This window comes from Pirellulales bacterium, assembly GCA_036267355.1.
Classification (GTDB): domain Bacteria; phylum Planctomycetota; class Planctomycetia; order Pirellulales; family DATAWG01; genus DATAWG01.
On sequence record DATAWG010000073.1, the window covers coordinates 1 to 20,870 of the forward strand.

Annotated in this window: 6 protein-coding genes; 2 read left to right on the forward strand and 4 right to left on the reverse strand. The window is 60.5% G+C overall.

The genetic code is table 11. The annotated features are described in order from the left end of the window. The first annotated feature begins 200 nt into the window (after positions 1-200). Positions 201-707, forward strand: coding sequence for a hypothetical protein (locus tag VHX65_11195; GenBank protein HEX3999107.1), 507 nt, complete (start codon positions 201-203; stop codon positions 705-707). 389 nt (positions 708-1,096) lie between these two features. Further along, positions 1,097-1,519, forward strand: coding sequence for a secondary thiamine-phosphate synthase enzyme YjbQ (locus tag VHX65_11200; GenBank protein ID HEX3999108.1), 423 nt, complete (start codon positions 1,097-1,099; stop codon positions 1,517-1,519). A gap of 112 nt (positions 1,520-1,631) precedes the next feature. Here VHX65_11200 and VHX65_11205 read toward each other — a convergent pair whose 3' ends face one another. The 4 genes from VHX65_11205 to VHX65_11220 form a co-directional block, all read right to left on the reverse strand. Next, the gene (locus VHX65_11205) at positions 1,632-2,840 is read right to left on the reverse strand and encodes a transglutaminase-like domain-containing protein (protein ID HEX3999109.1); all 1,209 of its coding nucleotides are present in this window, start codon (positions 2,838-2,840) and stop codon (positions 1,632-1,634) included. 191 nt (positions 2,841-3,031) lie between these two features. After that, positions 3,032-4,462 (reverse strand): DUF1501 domain-containing protein, encoded by a 1,431-nt coding sequence (locus VHX65_11210; GenBank protein ID HEX3999110.1) that lies wholly within the window; start codon positions 4,460-4,462, stop codon positions 3,032-3,034. 21 nt (positions 4,463-4,483) lie between these two features. Next, the gene (locus VHX65_11215; GenBank protein HEX3999111.1) at positions 4,484-6,400 is read right to left on the reverse strand and encodes a PSD1 and planctomycete cytochrome C domain-containing protein; all 1,917 of its coding nucleotides are present in this window, start codon (positions 6,398-6,400) and stop codon (positions 4,484-4,486) included. A gap of 297 nt (positions 6,401-6,697) precedes the next feature. Then, complete coding sequence (locus VHX65_11220) at positions 6,698-20,071, reverse strand: autotransporter-associated beta strand repeat-containing protein (GenBank protein ID HEX3999112.1); 13,374 nt, start codon at positions 20,069-20,071, stop codon at positions 6,698-6,700. Positions 20,072-20,870: the final 799 nt, after the last annotated feature.

Sequence of the window (20,870 nt, forward strand, 5' to 3'; positions counted from 1 at the left end):
GGCGGCTTGGAGGAATTCGCCGAGTTCTTGTTGGCCTTGGCCAACTCGGCTTCCAGAACGGCCAATCGTTGCTCCAGGCCTTCAACGCGTCGCTGAAGGACTTCGCAATTCGGGCACGGCTTGTCGGCGGGCTGCGTCATAGCGCCGCCAACTTACCCGATCACCTACAAAACCTCGAATACCGATTTACCCAAAAATCCGTGAACGCTTACATTCCGCCGGGCCGCCATCCCCGTCCTCCGTATCACATGCACTATCCGGTCGCCTTTTGGTTCGGACATCATTTCGATGTCGGCGAGTTGGTCGCGGGCGGCATCGATGTCGAATTCAGCAGCGTTCGCCAGCTCGACGCCGGCGATCCGTCGAAAAACTTGGCGCCGGCCTACCGGGTCTGGTTCCATAACAATAGCGATGTGGATATCAACCAGGCATTCGACGTGGCGATCCTGGCTTCGAACGATCAGACGCTGACCACGAACCTGCCATATGCGGCGGTGCGAGTCGACGGCATGGCCGCCGATGAAACGATGTTTGTCGACATCCGCCTGCCGATCGAAGCGATGAGCATGGCCACCGTGGACGGACAGCCCGCCGCCTTCACTTATCTGCACACGATCATCGATAGCCAGAACGAACTGGTCGAAACCAACAAGGCCAACAACTTCGCGGTCTACGCCCGGCAAGACATCCCGATGCTCGGACAGTAAGGCTCAGTCGAAACTAAGGCCTCCACTTCCCCCCACCCCCCCTTGCGTGAGGGGGGTGGTTGAGGGGTGGTGAAAGACGGAAGCAATTTGTCGGCCGACCGTAAACGAGCATGGAAGCAACGTAGCAGGCACACTCCGTGTGCCGTCCACCTTGCTCTGTGCGTGGCGCTCCACGGAGCGCCGACGGCACACGGAGTGTGCCTGGTACATTCACCTCCGACGGCCGGCAGTTCCCAAGCGAACTGACCGGCCGTTGTGCGTTTTAAATCCCGGCCGTCCGTTTGCAAACAGCGGCTTGCCCGAGGCCGTCGAGGTGGCTTACGATCAATGGCTAAACCAACGAGGAACGTTCGACGGCCAACGGGATTCACTCCTCACGACGCATCGCCATGAAATCGCATACCGAATACCTGACGTTCAACATCGCGTCGAAGATGGCGTTTCAAAACATCACGCCGCAGGTCGAACAGGCCGTGCGCAAAAGCGGCGTGCAAGAGGGGCTCGTGCTATGCAACACGATGCACATCACCAGCAGCGTTTTCATCAACGACGACGAGCGCGGCCTGCACCACGATTTCGGCGTGTGGCTCGAACAGCTCGCCCCGTTCAATCCCGATCCGAATCATTATCACCACAACCGCACCGGCGAAGACAACGCCGACGCCCATTTGAAGCGCCAGATCATGGGCCGCGAAGTCGTCGTGGCGATCACCGACGGCAAACTCGACTTCGGCCCCTGGGAGCAAATTTTCTACGGCGAATTCGACGGCCACCGGCCGAAACGGGTACTGATCAAGGTGATCGGAGCGTAGCGAGCATTGGTGCGAACGGTCTTCGGGGCATGCGGAGTCGCCGCCTACGTAGTCCGCCGCTCCGCGGCGGAAGGCGCCATCCAAAGGGGTGCCGTTCTCAAGAACTGCCGGATTATTTCCTATCCTCGGCGGAAAGAAATAGTTGCACATCGCTTCCTTTGCTGGGGACGGTGAATTCGCGGATGATCGGTTCTTGATTGCCGGCGGTTATTTCGGCGGTGTATTTTTCGCCGCGGGCAAGATCGAATTGAAAGCTCGAATGGCCCGCGTCGCCGGCCACGAGATTGCCGCCGCGGCGGATTGCGAGGTGGACGGTTTGCGGCCGGCCAGCCGGGTTGTCGAGCACTTGCAGCGTCAGGCTCGCGCGGCGTGTGTAGAACGGCGTTACATCGATCGCCGGAACGTCTTTATTCTCCGGCGCCCAAACCAGGATAAATGAAGTGCCGGTCGGGGCATACGAAGCGGCATAAATCCGTCGCTCGGGCTGCGTGCCGTCGCTACGGGCGGCATTGGCGTTAAACCACGTTTGATTGAGCTGGTTGCTCTCCGACGCGCCGACGAAATTCCACTGCCGGTCCCACACTTCCGCCCACGAATGGTTTCCTCCGCCGCTGCCGTCGGCGTTCGTCCATTCGGGCACGCCCGCGAAGCGGGCCGGAATGCAAACGGCACGGCATGCGTCGACCAAGAGAATCGAAAGCCCTGTGCACGACGCATAGCCGGCCGCACACGATTCCGACGGGCTTTGGTCGGGCTTCGGCCGCTTGGTCGGATGGTATTTCACCTTCGTGGTTTGAAACACGAACTTGTTCAACACGAGCGCAGCTTCGCCGGGCGACTTGCAGTCTTTCACCGCAGGCAAAAATTTTTCATAGAAATCCTTTCGCCAGTTCTCGCGCTTCTCGTTTACATTGGCGTAGGGCAACACATCGTTGAAAAACAGCTCCTCGGGCAGCGCCTTGCCCCAGGAAACCGCTTTCCGGGCGCGATACGCATACGCAACATCGTCCACCAGCAGATCGGCCTTGATGCTCGTCAGATCGCGCTCGGGCATGTTTACCAATAGAAACGCGAGCCCTTCGCGGTCGCCGGGCGCAGTGCGCTCGATGGCTTTGATCAACTCGGCTTGATTTCCCTCGGCAATGCCAAGCGCCTTCACGGCATCGGGCCGATATTTTTCCGGCAGCAGGCCGACCGCGTCGCCCATGCTCAGCACCGGCTTGGCCGAATCATCTGCCAAGAGCACAGCCGCCATGCAACTAATGGCCGCCAAGGTAAGCGAAGCGAATATTAAATGGCGGACCGTGGAGCGGAATTTCATGCGGATCGATTTCGTAAGCGTACGGTCTGTCTAAAAAATGCTGCGCATACTTTTAAAACACCGGCCCGCAGTGCAATTCGAGCTGGGCCAGCATCGTCTGTCAAAATTTCCTCGTTAACACTTCGGGTTAGTATGCTTAGCTAACAAGTTTTGAGGCAAAGCCAAGTTTTGCAAGAACCGCCGGGGGGCGATCAGCCGAAAAGGTCCAGCACCGGCTTGCCGACGCCGTCGCGGGTGACATAAAACGGGCGCCGCTCGACTTCGTAAGCCAGTCGCGGTGAAATGCCGAGGGCATGATAGATCGTGGCATGCAGGTCTTCGATCACGACGTGGTTTTCGATCGTTTTGCAAGGCCGCTCGTCGGCAGTTTTGCCGTAGAGAAATCCCTTTTTCACGCCGCCCCCGAACATCAGCACGCTCGCCCCGTCCGTGAAATGGCGGTGCATGCCGTAGTATTTTAGGCTCTCGATCGATTTCGGCACTTCGACTTGGTTCTGCACCGGTTGGCCCGGCCGGCCTTCGAGCATCATGTCGCGGCTGAATTCGCTGGCCAACACGATCAGCGTGCGGTTCAGCAGCCCGCGCGATTCCAGATCGCGCACCAACTGGGCCACTGGCTCGTCGATGTGCTTTTTCATGTCGATCATGCGCGTGTGGCCATTGTCGTGCGTGTCCCAATTCAAAAAAGGGATGTATTCGGTCGTCACTTCGATGAACCGCGCGCCGACTTCCGTCAATCGCCGGGCCAGCAAGCAGCCCAAGCCGAACTGGCCGGTGTTGTAGCGATCGTAGCTTTCCTTCGGTTCGAGGCTCAGGTCGAATGCCTTGGCGCTCGGCGAACTGAGCAGCCGATGAGCGCCGTCCATCGCCCGCAATAGCGACTGCTGCTGATAGTCGCTGCCGGCATCGCCGAGCGGACTGTCTTTCACCAGCCGGCGGTAGAACTTGTCGCGATTCTCGAACCGCGCGGGGCTCATTCCTTTCGGGGGCCGAATCGTGCCGGCCGCCTGATCGGGATAAGGAATCAGAAACGGTCCGAATTCGCCGCCGAGAAAACCGGCCGTGTGAAATGCTTTCAATTCTTCGCCTTCGCCGAGATCGAATCGCTGGCCGATATCGATGAACGCCGGCACGGCCGGATTGAGCGGGCCGAGCGTGCGGGCGATCACGGCCCCGATGTGCGGCGCGGCAACGGTTTGCGGCGGGGCGTAGCCGGTGTGCCATTGATATTGATGCCGCGAATGGAGAATAAAGCCCAAATCGCCGGCCTTGTAGGAGCGGATCAGCGTGCCGCGGTTCATCACCGACGCGATCTGCTCCAGGCCCTGCGAGAATTTGATCGAGTCGACCGATGTGTCGATCGACGGAAACGTGCTTAGCACCTTTTGCGGATCGAGGCCCTTTTCGAACGGCGTGTAGCGCTTCGGGTCGAACATCTCGGTGTGGGCCATGCCGCCCGCCATCCAGAGCACGATCACGGTGTCGACCGTGGCGGGGGATTTCTTTTCTGCCGCCGTGTTGGCGAGCAATTGCCGTGCGGGGGCCGCCGCCATGGCTGCGAGCGTCGCACTGGCGGCGGTTTCCAGAAATCGCCGCCGCGAAAGATGTCGATCGATTTTCATGGAAAACTCATCAATAAATCATTAGTGAATCAATTGAAACTCCGGCAACATGAACATTGCCCAGAGAAAATCTTCCACCGGCTCCGGCTTCAAATCCGAGCCGATAAATCCGGTCGCGGCGGCGAGTTCAGTTTTCGTCGGCGCTCGGCACAACGCGCGCCGATAAATCTCGTCGATCAACACGGCAGCCGATTTCGGCTTCCTGTCGAGCCATTTCCGAGCGCCTTGTTTCACCAGATCGTCGAGCGTCGTGCCGTTGGTCAATTCGAGGGTTTGCAATGTCGTGGCCAGATTGTCGCGATGCGTGAGCACTTGTTCGCGATCCGTGCGACCAAGCGCTCGGCTCAGCGCGTCGTCGTTCAAGAAGACTGCCCGAATTGGGTTCTCCTTCTCCGCTTTCGTAGGCCTCGGCGATTGAAACGCCGCCGAATGGGGCCAAACGCCCGTCACGCTAAACACGCCGTCGATAAACTGCTCGGCCGTCATCCGCTGAACCAGCGGCCCGCGAAATACGAACCCGCTCTCGGCCGGCCCACGCGCGCCGACGGAGCGCATCGCGTAGGCCCGGGAAGTGCAGATGACTTTCAACGTGCGCTTCAAATCGAAATGATGGTCGACCAGATCGGCCGCCAGCCAATCCAGCAAATCGGCGTTCCACGCTCCTTGGTCCATGTCGTCGACCGGCTCGATCAACCCGCGGCCGAGCATTTGGGCCCAAAGATGATTGACGATGGTGCGCGCAAAACGGCCATCTTCGGGGCTGGTGATCGCGCGGGCCAATTGGCCGAGCCGCTTTTCCCGCGGGGCTTTCGCGTCGATCGCGCCCAACTCGGGATAGAGAAATTTCATCGGGGCGAACTTGCCCGTCGGCTTATCGCAGCGATGAACTTCGAGCGGCGTGTCGGAAAAGATGCCGGCCAAGCCGTAGGAATCGTTGAGCGTCCAGTCGTTGATGAAACTGTCGTGGCACGAGGCGCATTTCAGATTGATGCCCATGAACACCTGCGACACATTCTGCGCCGCCTGCATCGCCGGCACTTGGCTGGCATTTACCACGCCCCGCCACACCACGCCGCGGATGAATCCGGCGGATTCGGGCTTGGGATCGATCAGATCGCGCACGAACTCGTCGTAGGGCATGTTCCAATACAGCGATTGATACAGCCACGCCGAGATTTGCGTTCGCCCGCCGTCGATGTATCCGGTGCCGCGGTAGGCGTTGCGCAAGGCGTCGTTCCAAAATGTCATCCAATGCTCGGCATAGCGCTCGTTGTCGGCCAAAAGCCGCTCGACGAGCCTTTCTCGCTTGTCGGGCGACGTGTCGGCAACGAATTTTTCAACCTGCTCCGGCTCCGGCAACAGCCCGATGAGATCGAGCGACACGCGGCGGATAAACGTGCGATCGCCGGCGATGTTTCCCGCCAGCTCAACACCGGAAACATGATTGCTCGCGAAAAAAGGACCGAGCAGCAAATCAATCGGATTTGTCGAGCCATTGGCCGCGGCTGGTGGCAAGGTTGGCCGTCGCAAATGGAGCGGAGCGGCGGGAGCCCGGTGAAAGGTGAAACCCGGTTCCCACGGCAATCCCTGGTCGATCCATGCCCGCAATACGCCGATTTGGTCCGGCGTGAGCCGTGGGCCCTTGGCAGGCATGACCCGATCCGAATCCAAGCCACTGACCAACCGAATCAAGAGGCTTTCCTCGCTCTTTCCCGGCACGACGGTGGCTCCGGTATCGCCCCCTTTGAGGACGGCCGCGCGGTCCTCAATGGAAAATCCCCCTTCGTGCTTGGCATTCGCGTGGCATTTGACGCATGTGCTGGCCAAGATCGGTGCGACTTCCTTGTGAAAATCGATCTTGTGATCGGCAGCAGGAGGAATCGCCGGTGGCGACGTTTCGCTGGCCAGCAATTGGCAAATCGCGATCGCAATCGACACTAGGCCCGCGGCCAACACAACGCACGCTGGACGAGAATGGCGTCGCATAAGGGCGCGAGCGGGAAGGAGGGGCGGGAACCGGCGGGATGCTCCATTTTACGTGCTCGTCGCTGACGCGTAAACTAGCCCGGCCGCGGGGTAGTGGTCAAAGTTGCCTTAATGGCCGGCGCTAATGCGCCGCTCTCGCATCATCTGCGCGAAGAGATTCGCCGAGCGGTGATCGCGCGCGAGAAAAGAAAGCGACCCGAACCGAGGGCGCGAAGTGGAGATTCGTTGGGAGAACGATCGCGGCCGACCTTATGCACGACAAATTTTTCGCCGACGAACCGCGAAAATCACTCCAAGGCCGGCCATGGCGGCCAATAGCAACGTGGAGGGCTCCGGGACGGCAGCAGGGCTGCCGGCGAATGTCGCGCTCGGGGCGAACGCGGCGGTCACGCTTCCCAAGGCCGAAGCTGAGGGCGTGCTGTAGACACTCGTGTCCGATGCGAGCAGGCTCGAACCGATTTCGGCCGGCGATGCGTCGGGCGAGGAAACCGCCGTACCCGACGGCAAGACGGCCAGAACTCGGCTTTCCAAGAGGCTCGCATTCAGGCCGGGGTCAGTGGCCGCCAGATTCTCGATCGCCGTGATGCGGTTTTCCAGCGATTGGCCGGCGGCGCTGGTGATTGCGCCGGAAGCGATCGCGGTTTGGATGGCCGTGAAGGGGTCGCTCGTGTCGGTGGTCGAGGCGCTGGCTGTGGCCACCGCCGGCGAAGCGCTCGATGCAGTCGCGGCCGGCTGAGCGTTGCCCTGCCCGCCGGCGAAGGGCAGGATGGTCACCGTCGAGCCGGCGTTGATCGCCAGCGAGTTTTGCAGGATTTGCGAGGCCGACAGGCTGGCGGCGTTGATGCCGTCGCCAACCGACGTATTGCCGGCGTAGGTGGTTGGAGACGTGCTTACCGGGGTGCTGGAGATCACACCCACGGTTTGCGAAGTCGTGCCGACGACCGATACCGCGCCATCATTGCTATTGCCCGTGCCTTCCGTGGTGATGTTGGCCGCGATGCCGCTCTGCGATAGCGCTTGGGCGCCGGCCAGTTGCAGCGTGGCCCCGGCGGCGACGGTTACGGAGACCGCGCCCGAAAGGGTTGCCGCCGAGCTGGGGTTGAGGGCCAACGTGCCGCCGTTCACCGAGAGCGTATTGCTGCCTCCCCAACTCAATGTGCCGCTGACACGCAGCGTGCCGGAGTTGACCGCCAAGGCGCTGCCGCTTGCGACGGTCGTCGCGCCGCTGAGCGTGAGCGTGTTGCTGTTGCCGTTAAAGGTGAGTGACGGCCCGTTCAGTTGCAGCGAACCCGCAAAGCCGGTGGAATTGCTTTGATTCACCGTCAGGCTGGCGGTGCTATCGACATAGAGCGTGCCGCCCGTGCCCGACAGGTTGCCGATGTTGAAGCTGTTGTTGTAGAGGTTGACGATGGAGGTGTCGTTGATCGTCAGCGCGCCGGGAGAGCCCGTGGTGCCGCCGAGCGTGGCGCCGCTGCTTGTCTGACCGACGTAGAGCGTGGTGCCCCCTTCGACGGTAGTGCTGCCTGTGTAAGTGTTGGGGGCTTCAAAGTCGATCTGGCCGCCACCGGTCAGCGTAATTGATCCGGTGCCCGAGATGACGGTGCTATTGCCGGAGTAGCTGGCAGTGAGCAAGTAGCTGTCCGGATCGACGCTGAAGGTGGTGTTGCCCGACGAATCGCCCAGGATGAGCGAGGTTCGTAGTTCGACGAAGCTGTTGGTGAGGTTGACCTGCGCGCCGCCGTCGGCGCCGTTGTTGTTGAGCGTGAGGCTATAGCCCGACCCGGTGCCGCCGGAGACCAACGTGAAGTTGGTGCCCGATGTGAAGTTGAGAGAGCCGACGGTGTAGGTGTTGTCGATGGTGACGGATTGCGAGAGGTTCGTGTTATTGATGTTGACGAAGGAAGCCGATTGGCCGGCGACATCGGGAATCTCACCCTGATACCAACTGTTCGAGGCGCCATAAATGCCGCCGAGGGTACCGACCCAGGACGAAGAGCCATTGTTGACGATGGTAGATACGATCAGATCGACTTGGCCCGGGCTGCCGGTCGTGACAACTTCGTAGTTGTATCCAGTGGGAACGGAACCGGGATTCCAGGCCGCCGTGCCAGAGAGCGTTGTGTAGTTGATCAGGTCATAAGTGCCAGGCTGGAGCAACGTGTTGTAGTCGTTGATGTTGAATGTGATCGTGCCGTCGATGCCCAAGCTAGAGGTGAGGATGTGGTCGTTATACGGGTTCGAAAACTGGGGTGGGGTATCGCCGTTGCCGTCGGGAGTGGAGCTGAGATTGAAGGTGAGCGCCGAGCCCGACTGGAGGGTGAGTCCGCCGTTGAAGTTCGCGGTGACTCCGCCAGGGGCCTGCCCGGCGCCCGGCGCAACGATGCCGCCGCTGGCGACGGTGACAAGGCCGGCCACGGAGCCGGAACCGCCTAAGGCGCCGTTCGAGTTGACGTTCACTGTGCCGGCCACGCTACCGGAAACTTGTAGCGAGCCACCTGAGATAGTGGTCGTGCCTTGGTAGGTGTTCGTGCCGGCCAAGTTTAGCGTGCCGCTGCCGACTTTCGTGAGACCAGCCATGTTGCTCAAGCCGTTCGCGGACGCGGACAAGCCGCTTGCGAAGCTCACATTGTTGCCGTTGGTGTCGATCGTCGCGGTGTAGCTGAGGGGCTGAATTTGCAACGAAACGTCTTGCGTGTTGCCGCTGGCGTATTGAAGCGTGGCGGCGGGGCCGGCGAAAGTGATCGTGTTGGTGCTGCTGCCGTTGCCCAACGAGCCGTTGCTGAAGGTGAGTTGGCCGGCGGTGAGCGAAATCGGCCCGGAATAGGCGCTGTTGCTGCCCGACAGCACGAGAGTGCCGGCGTTCGGAGAATCGGGGTTGAGGTTCAGCGCGCCGGTGCCGGAGAGCGGGCCCGACAACGTGAGTTGCGTGCCGGTGGCAACGTCGGCAATGACATTGCTCACCAGCGACACCGGGGCGGAAATCGTGTTATTGTTCGTTGCGTTGGTCAATGTGGCTGTGAAGCTGCTGCCGCCATTGCTGAGCGCGAGTGTGTTGCCCGGAGCCGTCGGCGACGGGGCAATCGTGTAAGTGCCGGATGCGGGATTATCGAACGTGAGCAAACCGACGCTGAGCACGCTTTGATCGACGGTGATGGTTTCATCGTTGGTGGTGCTTGTAAGCGCGGATCCGAAGGTGGCCGAATCGCCGGGCACTTGCGGCACGTTTTCGCCCGACCACTGCGAAGTCGGGCTGCTCCAAGAGTAAGTTCCAGGATTCGTCTGTTGCCAAACGGAACTAACCGACAGGCCGATACCCAGAGTTTCCGCCGTGGGCGAATTGCCGAGCGACAGACGGTAGCCGGTTCCGCCGATGGTGATGACTTCCGTGGTGGCATTGTTGCTGAATTCGAACGTTCCGCCCAGTCCGCCGTTCGGCGAGCTCAGCAGCGTGTACTGAGCGCCCGATGTGAGCCCGGAACCCAATCCGGCGACATCGATGATGTTCGTTCCGGCGACGGCGGCATTTGCCAACGCCCCGCTGACCAACAGCTCATCGGCACCGGTGCTGTTGACGTTGAATTTGAGGGTCGCGTTGTCGAGCGCCAGCCCGTCGCCCGTGAAACTGCTCTGCTGATTGAGAGCGAAGGCGCCGATGTTGTTGCCGGCGGACAGGTCGAGTGTGCCTGAGTTCACCGTGAGGATCGCATTCGTGGTTGCGTTGCCGAGAGTGCGCGTGCTGCCGCCGATGAGTTGCGGGGCGAACGTGGAACCGCTATTAACCGCGATCGTCGGATTGCTGAGCGAGCCGCTGGTGGCCAGCACGAAGGTGCCAGAATTGACCGTGGTCGGGCCGCTGAAGTTGCCGCTGCCGGCGAGCGTGAATTTTCCCGCGAAGCCATTGGTGCCGATGTTCAGGATGCCCCCCGCGCCGCCGTCTCGCAGAGTGCCGGAGAACGTGGAAGAAAGACTGTCGCTGCTGCCGACGGTGAGCGTGTTGGCGCCGATATTGACGGTGCCCGAGCCGCCCAAGGCGCTCAAAGTTTGGCTCGCCCCGCTGGCATTCATGTTGAACGTCGTGCCCGCATTGACGTTTAGAGTCGTGGTGGTGCCGAGTGCGGCGGCGACGCTGGCATTGAGCGTGCCGTTGTAGATGTTGACAACGGTGCCCGGCACAAGGCTGGTGTACGGCGCGTCGAGCGTTACGGTGCCATTGCCGACCAAGGTCAGTGAGCCGGGTGTGCCATTGTCGTTAAGCGATCCCAGGATTAAGGTTCCGCTTCCCGTGCCGTTGTTCGACACGTTGACGATCGGATTACCCGCCAGCGTTGTTTCGTTTGACGTCAAGGTGTAGGGAACATTCGTGCCGGTGCTGCCGCCGGAAACGGTTAGCAGCGTGGTGCCGAGCGTGAGCGCGCCGACCGAGTCGGACGACGTGCCGGTAATGTCGATCGTCGATGGCCCCGTTACGGAAACTGTGTTGCCCAGCGACAAACTATTTACTGCAACCGCATTGCTTGTGAAGAGAACGGTGTTGGGGATTGAAACGGTCTGGTTGCTGGTGTCGGGACCGCTGTACTGCACGTTCAAGCCTTCGCCGCCGGTGCCTTGATAGTAGCCGACGGTGATGGCGTGGAAGCCCGCGCTTAGCGTTTCTGTCTCCGTGACTGTTGTGGCGCCCTGGAAGGCGTTGTTGTTTACGAAAGGCGAGTTTCCATTGTCGAGGAACAACACGCTTCCGTCGTCGCTAGTGGTGCTAAACGTGTAGCTGCCGGCCTGGGTGATGTAGATGTAACCAGTGAATCTCGCTTCGAGATTGGTTTGGGCGGTAAAGCCAAACCCGGCCTCACCGAGAGACGAATTGGCGGGGCTCGCGCCGAACATCGTCGAGTTTTGCCCGCTATAGCCGTTGTTCGAGAAATTCAAGTTGGGGTAATTCCCCGTGGTGGTGTTGGCAACGACGACCGGAGTTTGCAAACCGAACCAGGTGTTCAATTGCGACAAACTATCGTAGTTGGCGTTGTTCGGGTTTGCGCTTTCGGGACCGAGGAAGGTTCCGGTAAGCCCCGGCGTTGGCTTGACTCCTTGCAACGAGAGCGTCCCGCCGCTCAATGTCACGGTGCCGACGCCGAGAGAGGTGCTGGCGCCGACGGCCAACACGCCATTGGTTACGGTCGTGCCGCCGTTGTACGTGCTCGCCCCGGTGAGATAAAGCGTGCCAGTGCCCGCCTTGATGAGCGAACCTTGGCTGGAAATGCCGCCGTCGCGGATCGTGCCTGAAAAGGAAGCGATGCCGCCGAAGGTGGTCGGCGTGATGTTGTCGGTATTGCCGATGGTCAGTGTGTTGTTGTTGAGGTTCACAGTGCCGCTGCCAACCAGCGAGCTAATCGTTTGATTTGCGCCGACGGAGAGCGTGCCGCCGGTGGCAATATTGACTTGCGCAAACGATCCGAGCGAGCCGGGCGAACTGGCCGTGCCGGCGGCGTTGGAATTCAGCGTGCCACTGATGCTGACTTGCGTACCTTGAACCAAGCTGACTGCGGGATAATTCAAGGTCGTCGCGCCGGTGCCGGTGAAATTGAGCGTGAGAGGCGTGCCACTGAGTTGGTTCGACGGATTGTTGCCATCGTTTAGCGCGCCCAAGTAAAGCGTTCCCGGACCGCCGCCGACGCTGTTCGACACATTGAACGTCGGGTTGCCGGTAAGCGTGGTCGTTTGCGCGGCCCCAACCAGCGACAGGCTATAGGCGTCGGTCGAATTGTAATTGCCGACGACGTTGAGCGTGCTGCCGTTGATCGTCAGATCGCCCATTGAGGTTGCCATCGGCCCGGCGACGCTGATGGTGGAAGTGCCCGTAACCGCAACGTTATTCGTGTAGACGGCCGTGCCGGGGGTGACTGCGCCGAGCGAGTAATCGAAATTGGTGACGGTCTGAAGCGCGTTATTGCCGCCGGTGCCGCCGGTGAAGCCAAGATATGCCGTCGAGGAACCGAGGATCGATTGAAGGTTCTGGCCCGTGTAAGTCTGGCTGAAGGTTTGACTCGTGACCGTGTCGGTGAGGGTCTCGGTGAGCGTCGACGAGCCGTCGTAGCTGATCACGACGTTGATCGGGTCGCCCGATCCGATATTCACCGGGCTGGTGTTGATGTTTGCGAGTCCGCCGCCGCCGTTGGTGACGTAATTCGTGCCACCGAGAATGTTGTTGCCACCGTTGTCGACATTCACACCGATAGCGACGCTTCGTCCGGGAATGCCGGTATAACCCGCGTTGCCGCCGTTGTAGCCAAGAGCTCCCAGGCCGCTCGCATTTTGCAGAACAAATGCGATTCCGTCTCCAGGATTTGTAGTTGTATTGCCTGACACTTGGTAAGTGAACGAGGCAGTGAACCCGGCCCCGCCGCTGGCGACCGAAACCGGCGCGGCGTAGAAGGCGCTGCGGGCTTCGTTGTTGTTTGGGTCGGTCAACGTCAGCACGCTGGGCGCGCCGAAGGCAGGCGTGCTGATGTTGCTGCTGTTCACTAACCAGCCATATTGGTTCGTACCATTGAAACCGTTGATCGGCCCGGCGACGGATTGCCCGCCCGCGAGCGAAAGCGTGCCGCCGTTCAAAGTGACGGTTCCGGTTCCAATTGGAATGACCGAGCCGCTGGTTGCCGACGGGCCAACTGCGAGTACGCCGTTGGACACCATTGTTCCGCCCGAGTAGTTGTTTGCGCCATTGATGGTCAATGTGCCGGCGCCACTCTTGCGAAGCGAGCCACCCGCAGGCGTGCCGTCCAGAATGTTTCCGATAAACAGCGAACTGACATTATCCGCATTGTTGCCCACGGTGAGCGCAACGCCGTTGAGAGCGACGTTGCCGCTGCCGCTCAGGGCGCTAACTTGTTGATTGCTCACGCCGACAGTCCAGGCGGAGCCGGAGGCGACGGTGACTTGGGCAAGCGTGCCGAGGGCGGCGGCGCTATTGGTAATCAAACCGCCGCCATTCACCTGCACCTGCGTGCCGCTGACGATTCCGGAACTGCTGTTTCCGGTGAGCGTCAGGGTGCCGGTGCCGGCCTGAATGAGCGTAGCGCCGCCGGCGCTCGTAAAGCTGCCGGCGTAGGTGGAGGAGAGATTATCGCTGCTGCCGATCGTGAGCGTGCTGTTGCTGAGATTCACGATACCGGTGCCATCGCTGTTGCTCAGCGAACTGATCGTTTGGCTAATTCCGGAGTCGAGGCTGAATGCTCCGGAATTCGAAAGGCTAACCTGCGCCAACGTGCCGAATGCGCCTGAAACGCCGGCGATGACGTTGCCCCCGCTGACGTTGACTTGGGGCGATGTCCCGAGGGCGGCCGAGGCGCCAGCGGTCAAATTGCCGCCGTTGACGTTCACGGTGGTGCCTGCCACCATGCTGGTGGCGGTGGCCGTCAGATAGGTCATGCCGGAGTCTTGGATCGTGATCGTGCGGGGAGTCCCGCCGTCACTTAGCGCGCCGAGGTACAGCGTGCCTCCGCTGCTGGCGACATCGAACGTCGGATTGCCGGTCAAGGTAACCGATCCCACCGCGGCCGATCGCGCCGACGACGAACTGCCGCTGGCCATCAGCGACAGTTGCGACGAACCGATCGTCAACGGGCCGAAGACACCCGACGGGACATTTCCCAGATCGATCGTGCCCGAAGCGGTGAAGACGAGCGGATTCGAATAGATTTGTATGGGGATAACGCCCGCGGTGGCCGGCGATTGCAGATCCAAGATGTTCGTCGCCGTGGAAAAGGGCAGATTGAGCGGCGAGGGAAGCACGCTGTTTGGATTATTGCCGTCGTTCGAGTTGGGCAAACTGGTTGGCGGCGTTGACTGATCCGGGTCGTATTCGCCCGCGGCGCTCAGCGTATACCCGCCGCCCCCTTCGTAGTAGGCAATTTCGATTGGATATTGGCCCGCGGCAAGGTTGATCGTGCCAATCCGTTGCGTGTTGCCCTGGGAGTAGTTGTTATTGACGACCGTTTGCCAGGTTCCTCCGACATCGAGGAACATCATGCTTCCGTCGTCGCTGGTGGTGCCGAAGGTGTAATTGCCGGATTTTGGCACGTTGAGGATGCCGGTCGAAAGCACGATGAAATTATTGCCGCCGTTCAATCCATTGCCGTTGGCATTGCCGATGAAATTGTTGAGCTGGTTATAATCATTGCCGCCGAAATAATAACTGGTGAGCGGCGGGCCGGCACTATTGTTCGTGCCGGCGAAGGTGCCGGGCGAGGGTGTCAGGCCGCCGAAAGCGGATTGCACTTGTGCATACGACGCGAAGGTCGACCAGCCGTTGTTGGTTCCGGGATTGCCGCCGTCGTTGGCCGGATAGGGGATATTATTGGTTCCGGAGAGATAATAAGCATTGCTCAATCCGGGTGCAGCCGTCGCCGAGCCCGACAGCCGCAGCGTGCCGCCGGCGGCGGCGAAGGTGAGCGGGCCGGTGCCGAGGCTAGCCGAACTGCCCGAAATCAGGGTGGCGTTGCCGGAATTGATCGTCGTGCCTCCGGTATACGTGTTCGCGCCGCCGAGAGTCAACGACGCCGCGGTGTTGGTGGCGCTGTTTTTCAGCGTCAGGGCACCGGCGCCGTTGTTGCCGATCGAGTTGGCGTAGATAACATTGTTGCCGTTGAGATCGATCGTCGCTCCGCCGCCGGCGATTGTGACCGTGTGCGTCGAGATGTCGGTGTTGGCGGTCGGACTCGAGGCATACTGCAGCGTGCCGCCGTTGAATGTCAATGGGGCGATTGTCGAACCGAGCGAGCCCACGTCGCTAATCATGAGCGTGCTGCCGGGATTCAACAGCGTCTGGCCGGTGTAGGTGTTCGGGCCAAGCAGGGTGACGGTTCCGGTGCCGTTCAGCACCATGCCCGTGGAACCCGTGATGCCCGTGTTGCTGCTGTCGCCGGTGGTGTCGACCGTATACGGGATGCTGTTGTTAAACGTCACAGCTGCCGGGGAAACCGGGCCGCTCACGGTGACGTTGTTATTGTTGCTGACGGGCAATCCGTCGTTATACGTGTCGCCGAACGCGACGGCTTGAGTGCTGAAGGTAGCCGGCGTGCTGCCGGAATACCAATTCGACATGTTATTCGACGGGGGATCGGTCCAGAGTCCGCTGATTTGGCCGGCCCAGGTGAGCTGCGGCGAAACAGTCAGGTCGAGATTGTTGGTGTTGGGGTCGACGTAAACGACGTAAGCGCTCGTGGCGGCATTCGGGTCGTTATTGGTGCCGATTTTCCAAATCGACGAATACGACGCAGCGGTGGGCGCAGGGCCGTTGGCATCGTTGATGAGCGTATACGTGCCGTACTGTTGCAGCGCCCCGTTGTAGGCGTTGATGTTCAGCACGCCGCCCGGCGCGTAATTCACCGTGCCGGACGAGCCGGTGATGGTCACGAGGTCGTTGCCGCTGGCGGGGGTGCTGTTGAGGTTGAAATCGAGGTTGGCGCCGCTGCCCAGCGAAAGACCATCGGTCAGAGTCAATGTCGTGCTGCTCGAGCCGGTGAACGCGCTGGGGGCCAGATGGCCGGCGGCGCTTCCGGCGACGCTTCCGAACACTGTCACGGGACCGGCGATCGTGCCGCTGCCGGCCAGCATTGGTATTCCGCTGGCGCCAGTGCCGCCGACGCTGACCGTGCTGCCGGCGGCCAGCGAACCGTTTACCCGCAAGGTGCCGTTCAAGATCGTCGTTGGGCCGGTGTAGGTGTTCGCGCCGGCGAGAACCTGCGTTCCCGTGCCGTTGAGAGTCAGGCCGACCATGGCGTTGCCATCCTGGATCACGCCGGTGAACGTGGCCGAACCGCTCGAGGGCGCCAGCACGAGCGTCGCAGGGGCCGGGCTGCTGTTGGTCACGGTGCCGTAGCTCGTGCCGACAGTATAATCGTTGAGCGAAGCGACCGTCTGATAAGTGCCGTTGAGGTCGAGTATGGCGCCCGTGGCAATCGAAACGGGCGTCGTAGCGGGGAGGGTCCCGATTCCCTGATAAAGCTGCTCGACTTGACTTGCGTTGAGCGCAGTACCGGAATAGATGTTAACGTCGCTCAAATACTGGGCGAAGGCCTGGCCGCCGCCCTGGTAGTTGCCGATGGCGAAAATGCCCCCCGTGGAAGCTTGATTCACGCTGCCGACTTCCTGGCCATTGATGTAGTAGGTGCTCGTCGTGCCGTTTGCAACAACAGTGATTTGATTCCAAGTGGAGAGGCCATTGTAGGCGCCCATGCTGAAGCCGGTGTCGTTAAAACCACTTCCAAGAGTGGTGTCGTAATAGCCAAGCTCGTTGCTATTTTGATTGAGGATTAGTTGGTGGTCGTTATTCTGACCCCGATACAGCGTTCGCCAAAGATTCGCTGAGCTTTGGCCGTAGAGCCCTTGGAACCATGCCGACGCCGTATAGACGCCGCCTGTAGTGGGGACGCCGGCGCTGCCGGCCTGCAAAAAGTTGTCATTGTTACCGCTTTGGGCTCCAAGCGACAGCGCATATCCGCCGGGCGCGCCGAGCATGGCGACGACGGTGGCGCCGTTGATCAGCGTTCCGTCATACGTGCCAGGACTGACGGCGTTTGGAACCGTGGTGCCGGAGGCGTTGCTGAACGTGTAAGCTTCAGTGACGCCGCTTGGCATTATTCCTCCGATGCGGAGCGTGCCGTTGGTGATGACGGTTGCCCCGCCGTATGAGCCGGCGCCGGCTAGGATCAACGTGCCGCCGCCGACCTTGGTTAGACCGCCGTTGCCGGTCAGGCTACCGCTGTAGGTCGTACTTGCGCCGTTGGCGCCAACGCTGAGGTTGACTGGCTGGCTATTGCTGTCGGTCAGGACAATGCTGCCGGTGCCGGCCAAGCCGCCGACATTGAACGGGCTCGGGCTAATCCCGCCGCCGAATGTGAGGCCGCCGTTGACGTTGACGGTGGCGGTGCTGTTTTGCAGGGCAATGGCGTTATTGAGCCGCAAGGAGCCGCCGTTGATGGTGGTGCTTCCGCCGTAGGTGTTCGCGCCGGCGAGCGTGAAGGTGCCGGTGCCGACCTTGATTAAATTTCCGGTCGTTCCAGAGATCACGCCGGAAAATATCGTGCTCGTGTTGTCGGTTCCGGTGGTCAGCGTGCCGCTTGTGCCCAGCAACACTTGGGCCCCGGTTTCACCGCCGCTGGCGTCGGCCAACGAACCGATGGTCGGTGAGTTGCCGTTGGTGTCAAAAATCGTGTTGGTCGACATAATTACCGAACCGGCGGTCGGCAACGTTGAAATCGGACCAGTTGACAGGAAGCTGCCGCTCCCCGAATCGGCCAGGGTCTGAAAGCCGTTCAAGAAGCTTGGCGTAATGTTCAGCGTGCTCGAGGTCGTGTCGCCTGCGGGGAGGACTTGGTATCCCAGGCCTAAGCCATCCGAGTCGGCGGTGCCGGATGCGGGAGCGGAGTAGGAGCCGGCAGTCAAATAGCCGGTGGTTCCAGAGGGCGTAAACGTGCCGCCGGCCGTGCCGTTTAAAAGACCCCCATTTGCCGGGCCGACGCCGCCGCCGCCCTGACCGAAGCGAATCTGGATGCTATGCTGGCCGGGCGTAAGGGTGTATTCCGCCATCGTCGGATTATTCCAGTTGTCGTCGTTAAGCACGACAGTCCCGTCGACGGAAAGATAGGCCCCATCGTCGAAGTTCTCGGTGAAGACGTAGGTGACGTTGTGGCTCGAGGTGTTGTTGATATATCCGCTGTAACCGATGGTCGAACTGTTCGCGAGGCCTTGGGGAAATGTCTCGCTGCTGTTGGTGTTGTTGGCGATCCCGGCGGTGGAAAGCACGATGTTCGTTTGAGGAATTGGATCGGTCAGGTCGAAATTATTCGTGCCTTGGGCGACGGCTCCTTGATACAGGCCGGCGGGCGCGGACGGCGCGAGCCGTAGCGTTCCACCGGTGATGTAGGTGTTGCCGGTATAGGTGTTCAGATTGCCCAAGATCAACGTGCCGTTTCCCGTTTTAGTAAATGATCCGAGCCCGCCGAGCCCGCCCGTGTAAGTGGTGTTTGCGCCGTTAGCACCGACACTAAGATTCACCGGCTGGCTATTGGTGTCGGTCAGGACGATGCTGCCGGTGCCGGCCAAGCCGCCGACATTGAACGGGCTCGGGCTAATGCCGCCGCCGAATGTGAGGCCGCCGTTGACATTGACCGTGGCGGTGCTGTTTTGCAGGGCGTTGGCGCTATTGAGCTGTACGCTGCCGCCGTTGATCGTGGTCAGGCCGGTGTATGTGTTGGGATTGGCCAGGGTCAACGTTCCGGTGCCCACTTTGGTCAGCCCGCCGCCAACGCTTAGATTGCCGGTCCCGAGGTCGCTGAGCGTGCCGGTGTACGTGGTGCTGGTATTGTTCAAACCGACCGAGACGGTCACGGGCTGATTGTCGGAATCGACCAAATTGACATTGCCGGTGCCGGCCAAGCCACCCAAATTGAATGTTCCAATCAAGGGCGCGAACAGCAGGCCGCCGTTGACGTTGACCGTAGCAGTGCTGTTTTGCAGGGCGTTGGGGTCGGCCAGTTGAAGTGTTCCGGCGGTGATCGTCGTGGTGCCGGAATAGCTATTGGCGCCGCTGAATGTGACTTGGCCGCCACCACTCACTGTGACCGAGGCGGCCGTGGTGATGCCACTGCCATTGCCACTGCCACTGGTGCCGTCGGCGTCGGTAAGTGCGTAAGGCACCGAGCTATTGCTGAAGGTGATATTCTCCGCGATCAATCCGCCTGATTGGATCTGAATATTCGAGTTTGTCACCGGAGCGCCGTTGGCTGTGTCGGCAAAGACAACGCTATCGCTGGTGGAAAAACTGGTTGGATTGTTGTTCGAGTCGATCCAATTGACACTGCCGTTGGTATCCCAGCTTCCCGGGAAATTCGCATTGCCGGAAGTAGCGCCGGCGCCGGTCCATGTGAGGGTCGGAGATTGGCTGTAAGCCGCGGCTTGGATTTGCAAAGGAGAAAGAGCGCTGTTGTACACGCCAACATCTTGGATCAAGCTTCCGCCGGGAGGATTGTTGCCGCAGCAGGAGCCGCCGATGTAGGCCGTCTCGCCCGTTCCTTCAAACGGGGTGTGCGCTGTGCTAGTGAGATCCAGATTGCCGTTGAGGTAAACCGACTGCGTTTGTGTGGCCGCGTTGTACTCAAAAGCGATGTTGTACCAAGTGTTGGGCTGGATCGCGGTCTGGCCGAGTCCCGAATCGTTGCCATAAAAACCGAGGAACGACGCGTCATTCCGGATGAGCATTTGCAGCCCTAGGCTCGTGCCCCCTTCGAGCGTGCCGAAGATTGCCTCACTAGCGTTGCTGGGCACACTGGAGAGATTGAACCACGCGTCGACCGTAAACGACCCGCCGACAAGACCCAGCTGATCGGTGGTGGCGCCGGAAATTGGAATGTTGGTGTTGCCATCGAACTGAAACGCCTGCTGGCCGAATAAGCCGGAAGCGTAGTTCGGATTGCCATTGACCGTGGCATCGAAGCCGCTGCCGGACGTGTCATTTAGGTTTGCATTGAGCGTGTAGTATGCAACCGGCGTGGGACCTTGCGCATACCCACTCGCCGAAAACAACAACACAACCGCCAAGGACGCCAAACTCGCTCTGATAATGCTCATGATTGCAACCCCGGCGAATACCGTTGGAGGAATCGACCATCGAGAAAATGCCGATTCGAAAACACCACTGCTAGACAAAGCAAATGAGAACCCACGCACGATGGCATGCGCTGCCGGCCGCTAGGCTCCGGGCGGCGTGGTGCGTTTGAATAATTTAGAGACTTCAAGTTGCGTTGCCACCGTGCCGCAACAGTTTGGCGAGGAGTGCTGTTCTGAAGGGAACGCAACGAGCCGGACGAAAAGATGCAGTCGGACGGCGCGTTCGCCCCGACCTGCGCACGGGCTAGACATACGGTTGACTTCACGAGTTCCCTCACTGACGAAACGCGAATGCGTTGCATTTCTACCGTCGCCCCGAACCCACCAAGCGCTCCGCGCTGGGAATTGGTCCTGGCAATACCCCCCCTCTATGTCCAACGGGGAATCTAATTCAAGATTACAAGCAACGCAAGCAAATTTTTGCGGATTTGCGCCGATGCGCCATGACCGATATCGATGGTACTCTTGCCGTTACGTTATGCCGACCTCGACCAGCACGGCTTCGCGAAGCTTGGCGCCACGCGCCGGACAGCCATGCCGCGGTTCGCCGTTCCATTTAGGTATCTGCAACACAGTCTTGAAGTTGCGGCGGAGAATCGTAGGCGGGGGAGTGGGCGCCGTGCCGACGTAATCCGGCTGGGGCGCACAAGGTTGTGATGCACCTGGCTGGCGAACAATAGAGGATCGATTCGGCGGGCGATAGGGCGGAATCGGGCGGCCAATTGGTGCGAAAGCTAACCGCGCGCTCCAAGCGGAAGCA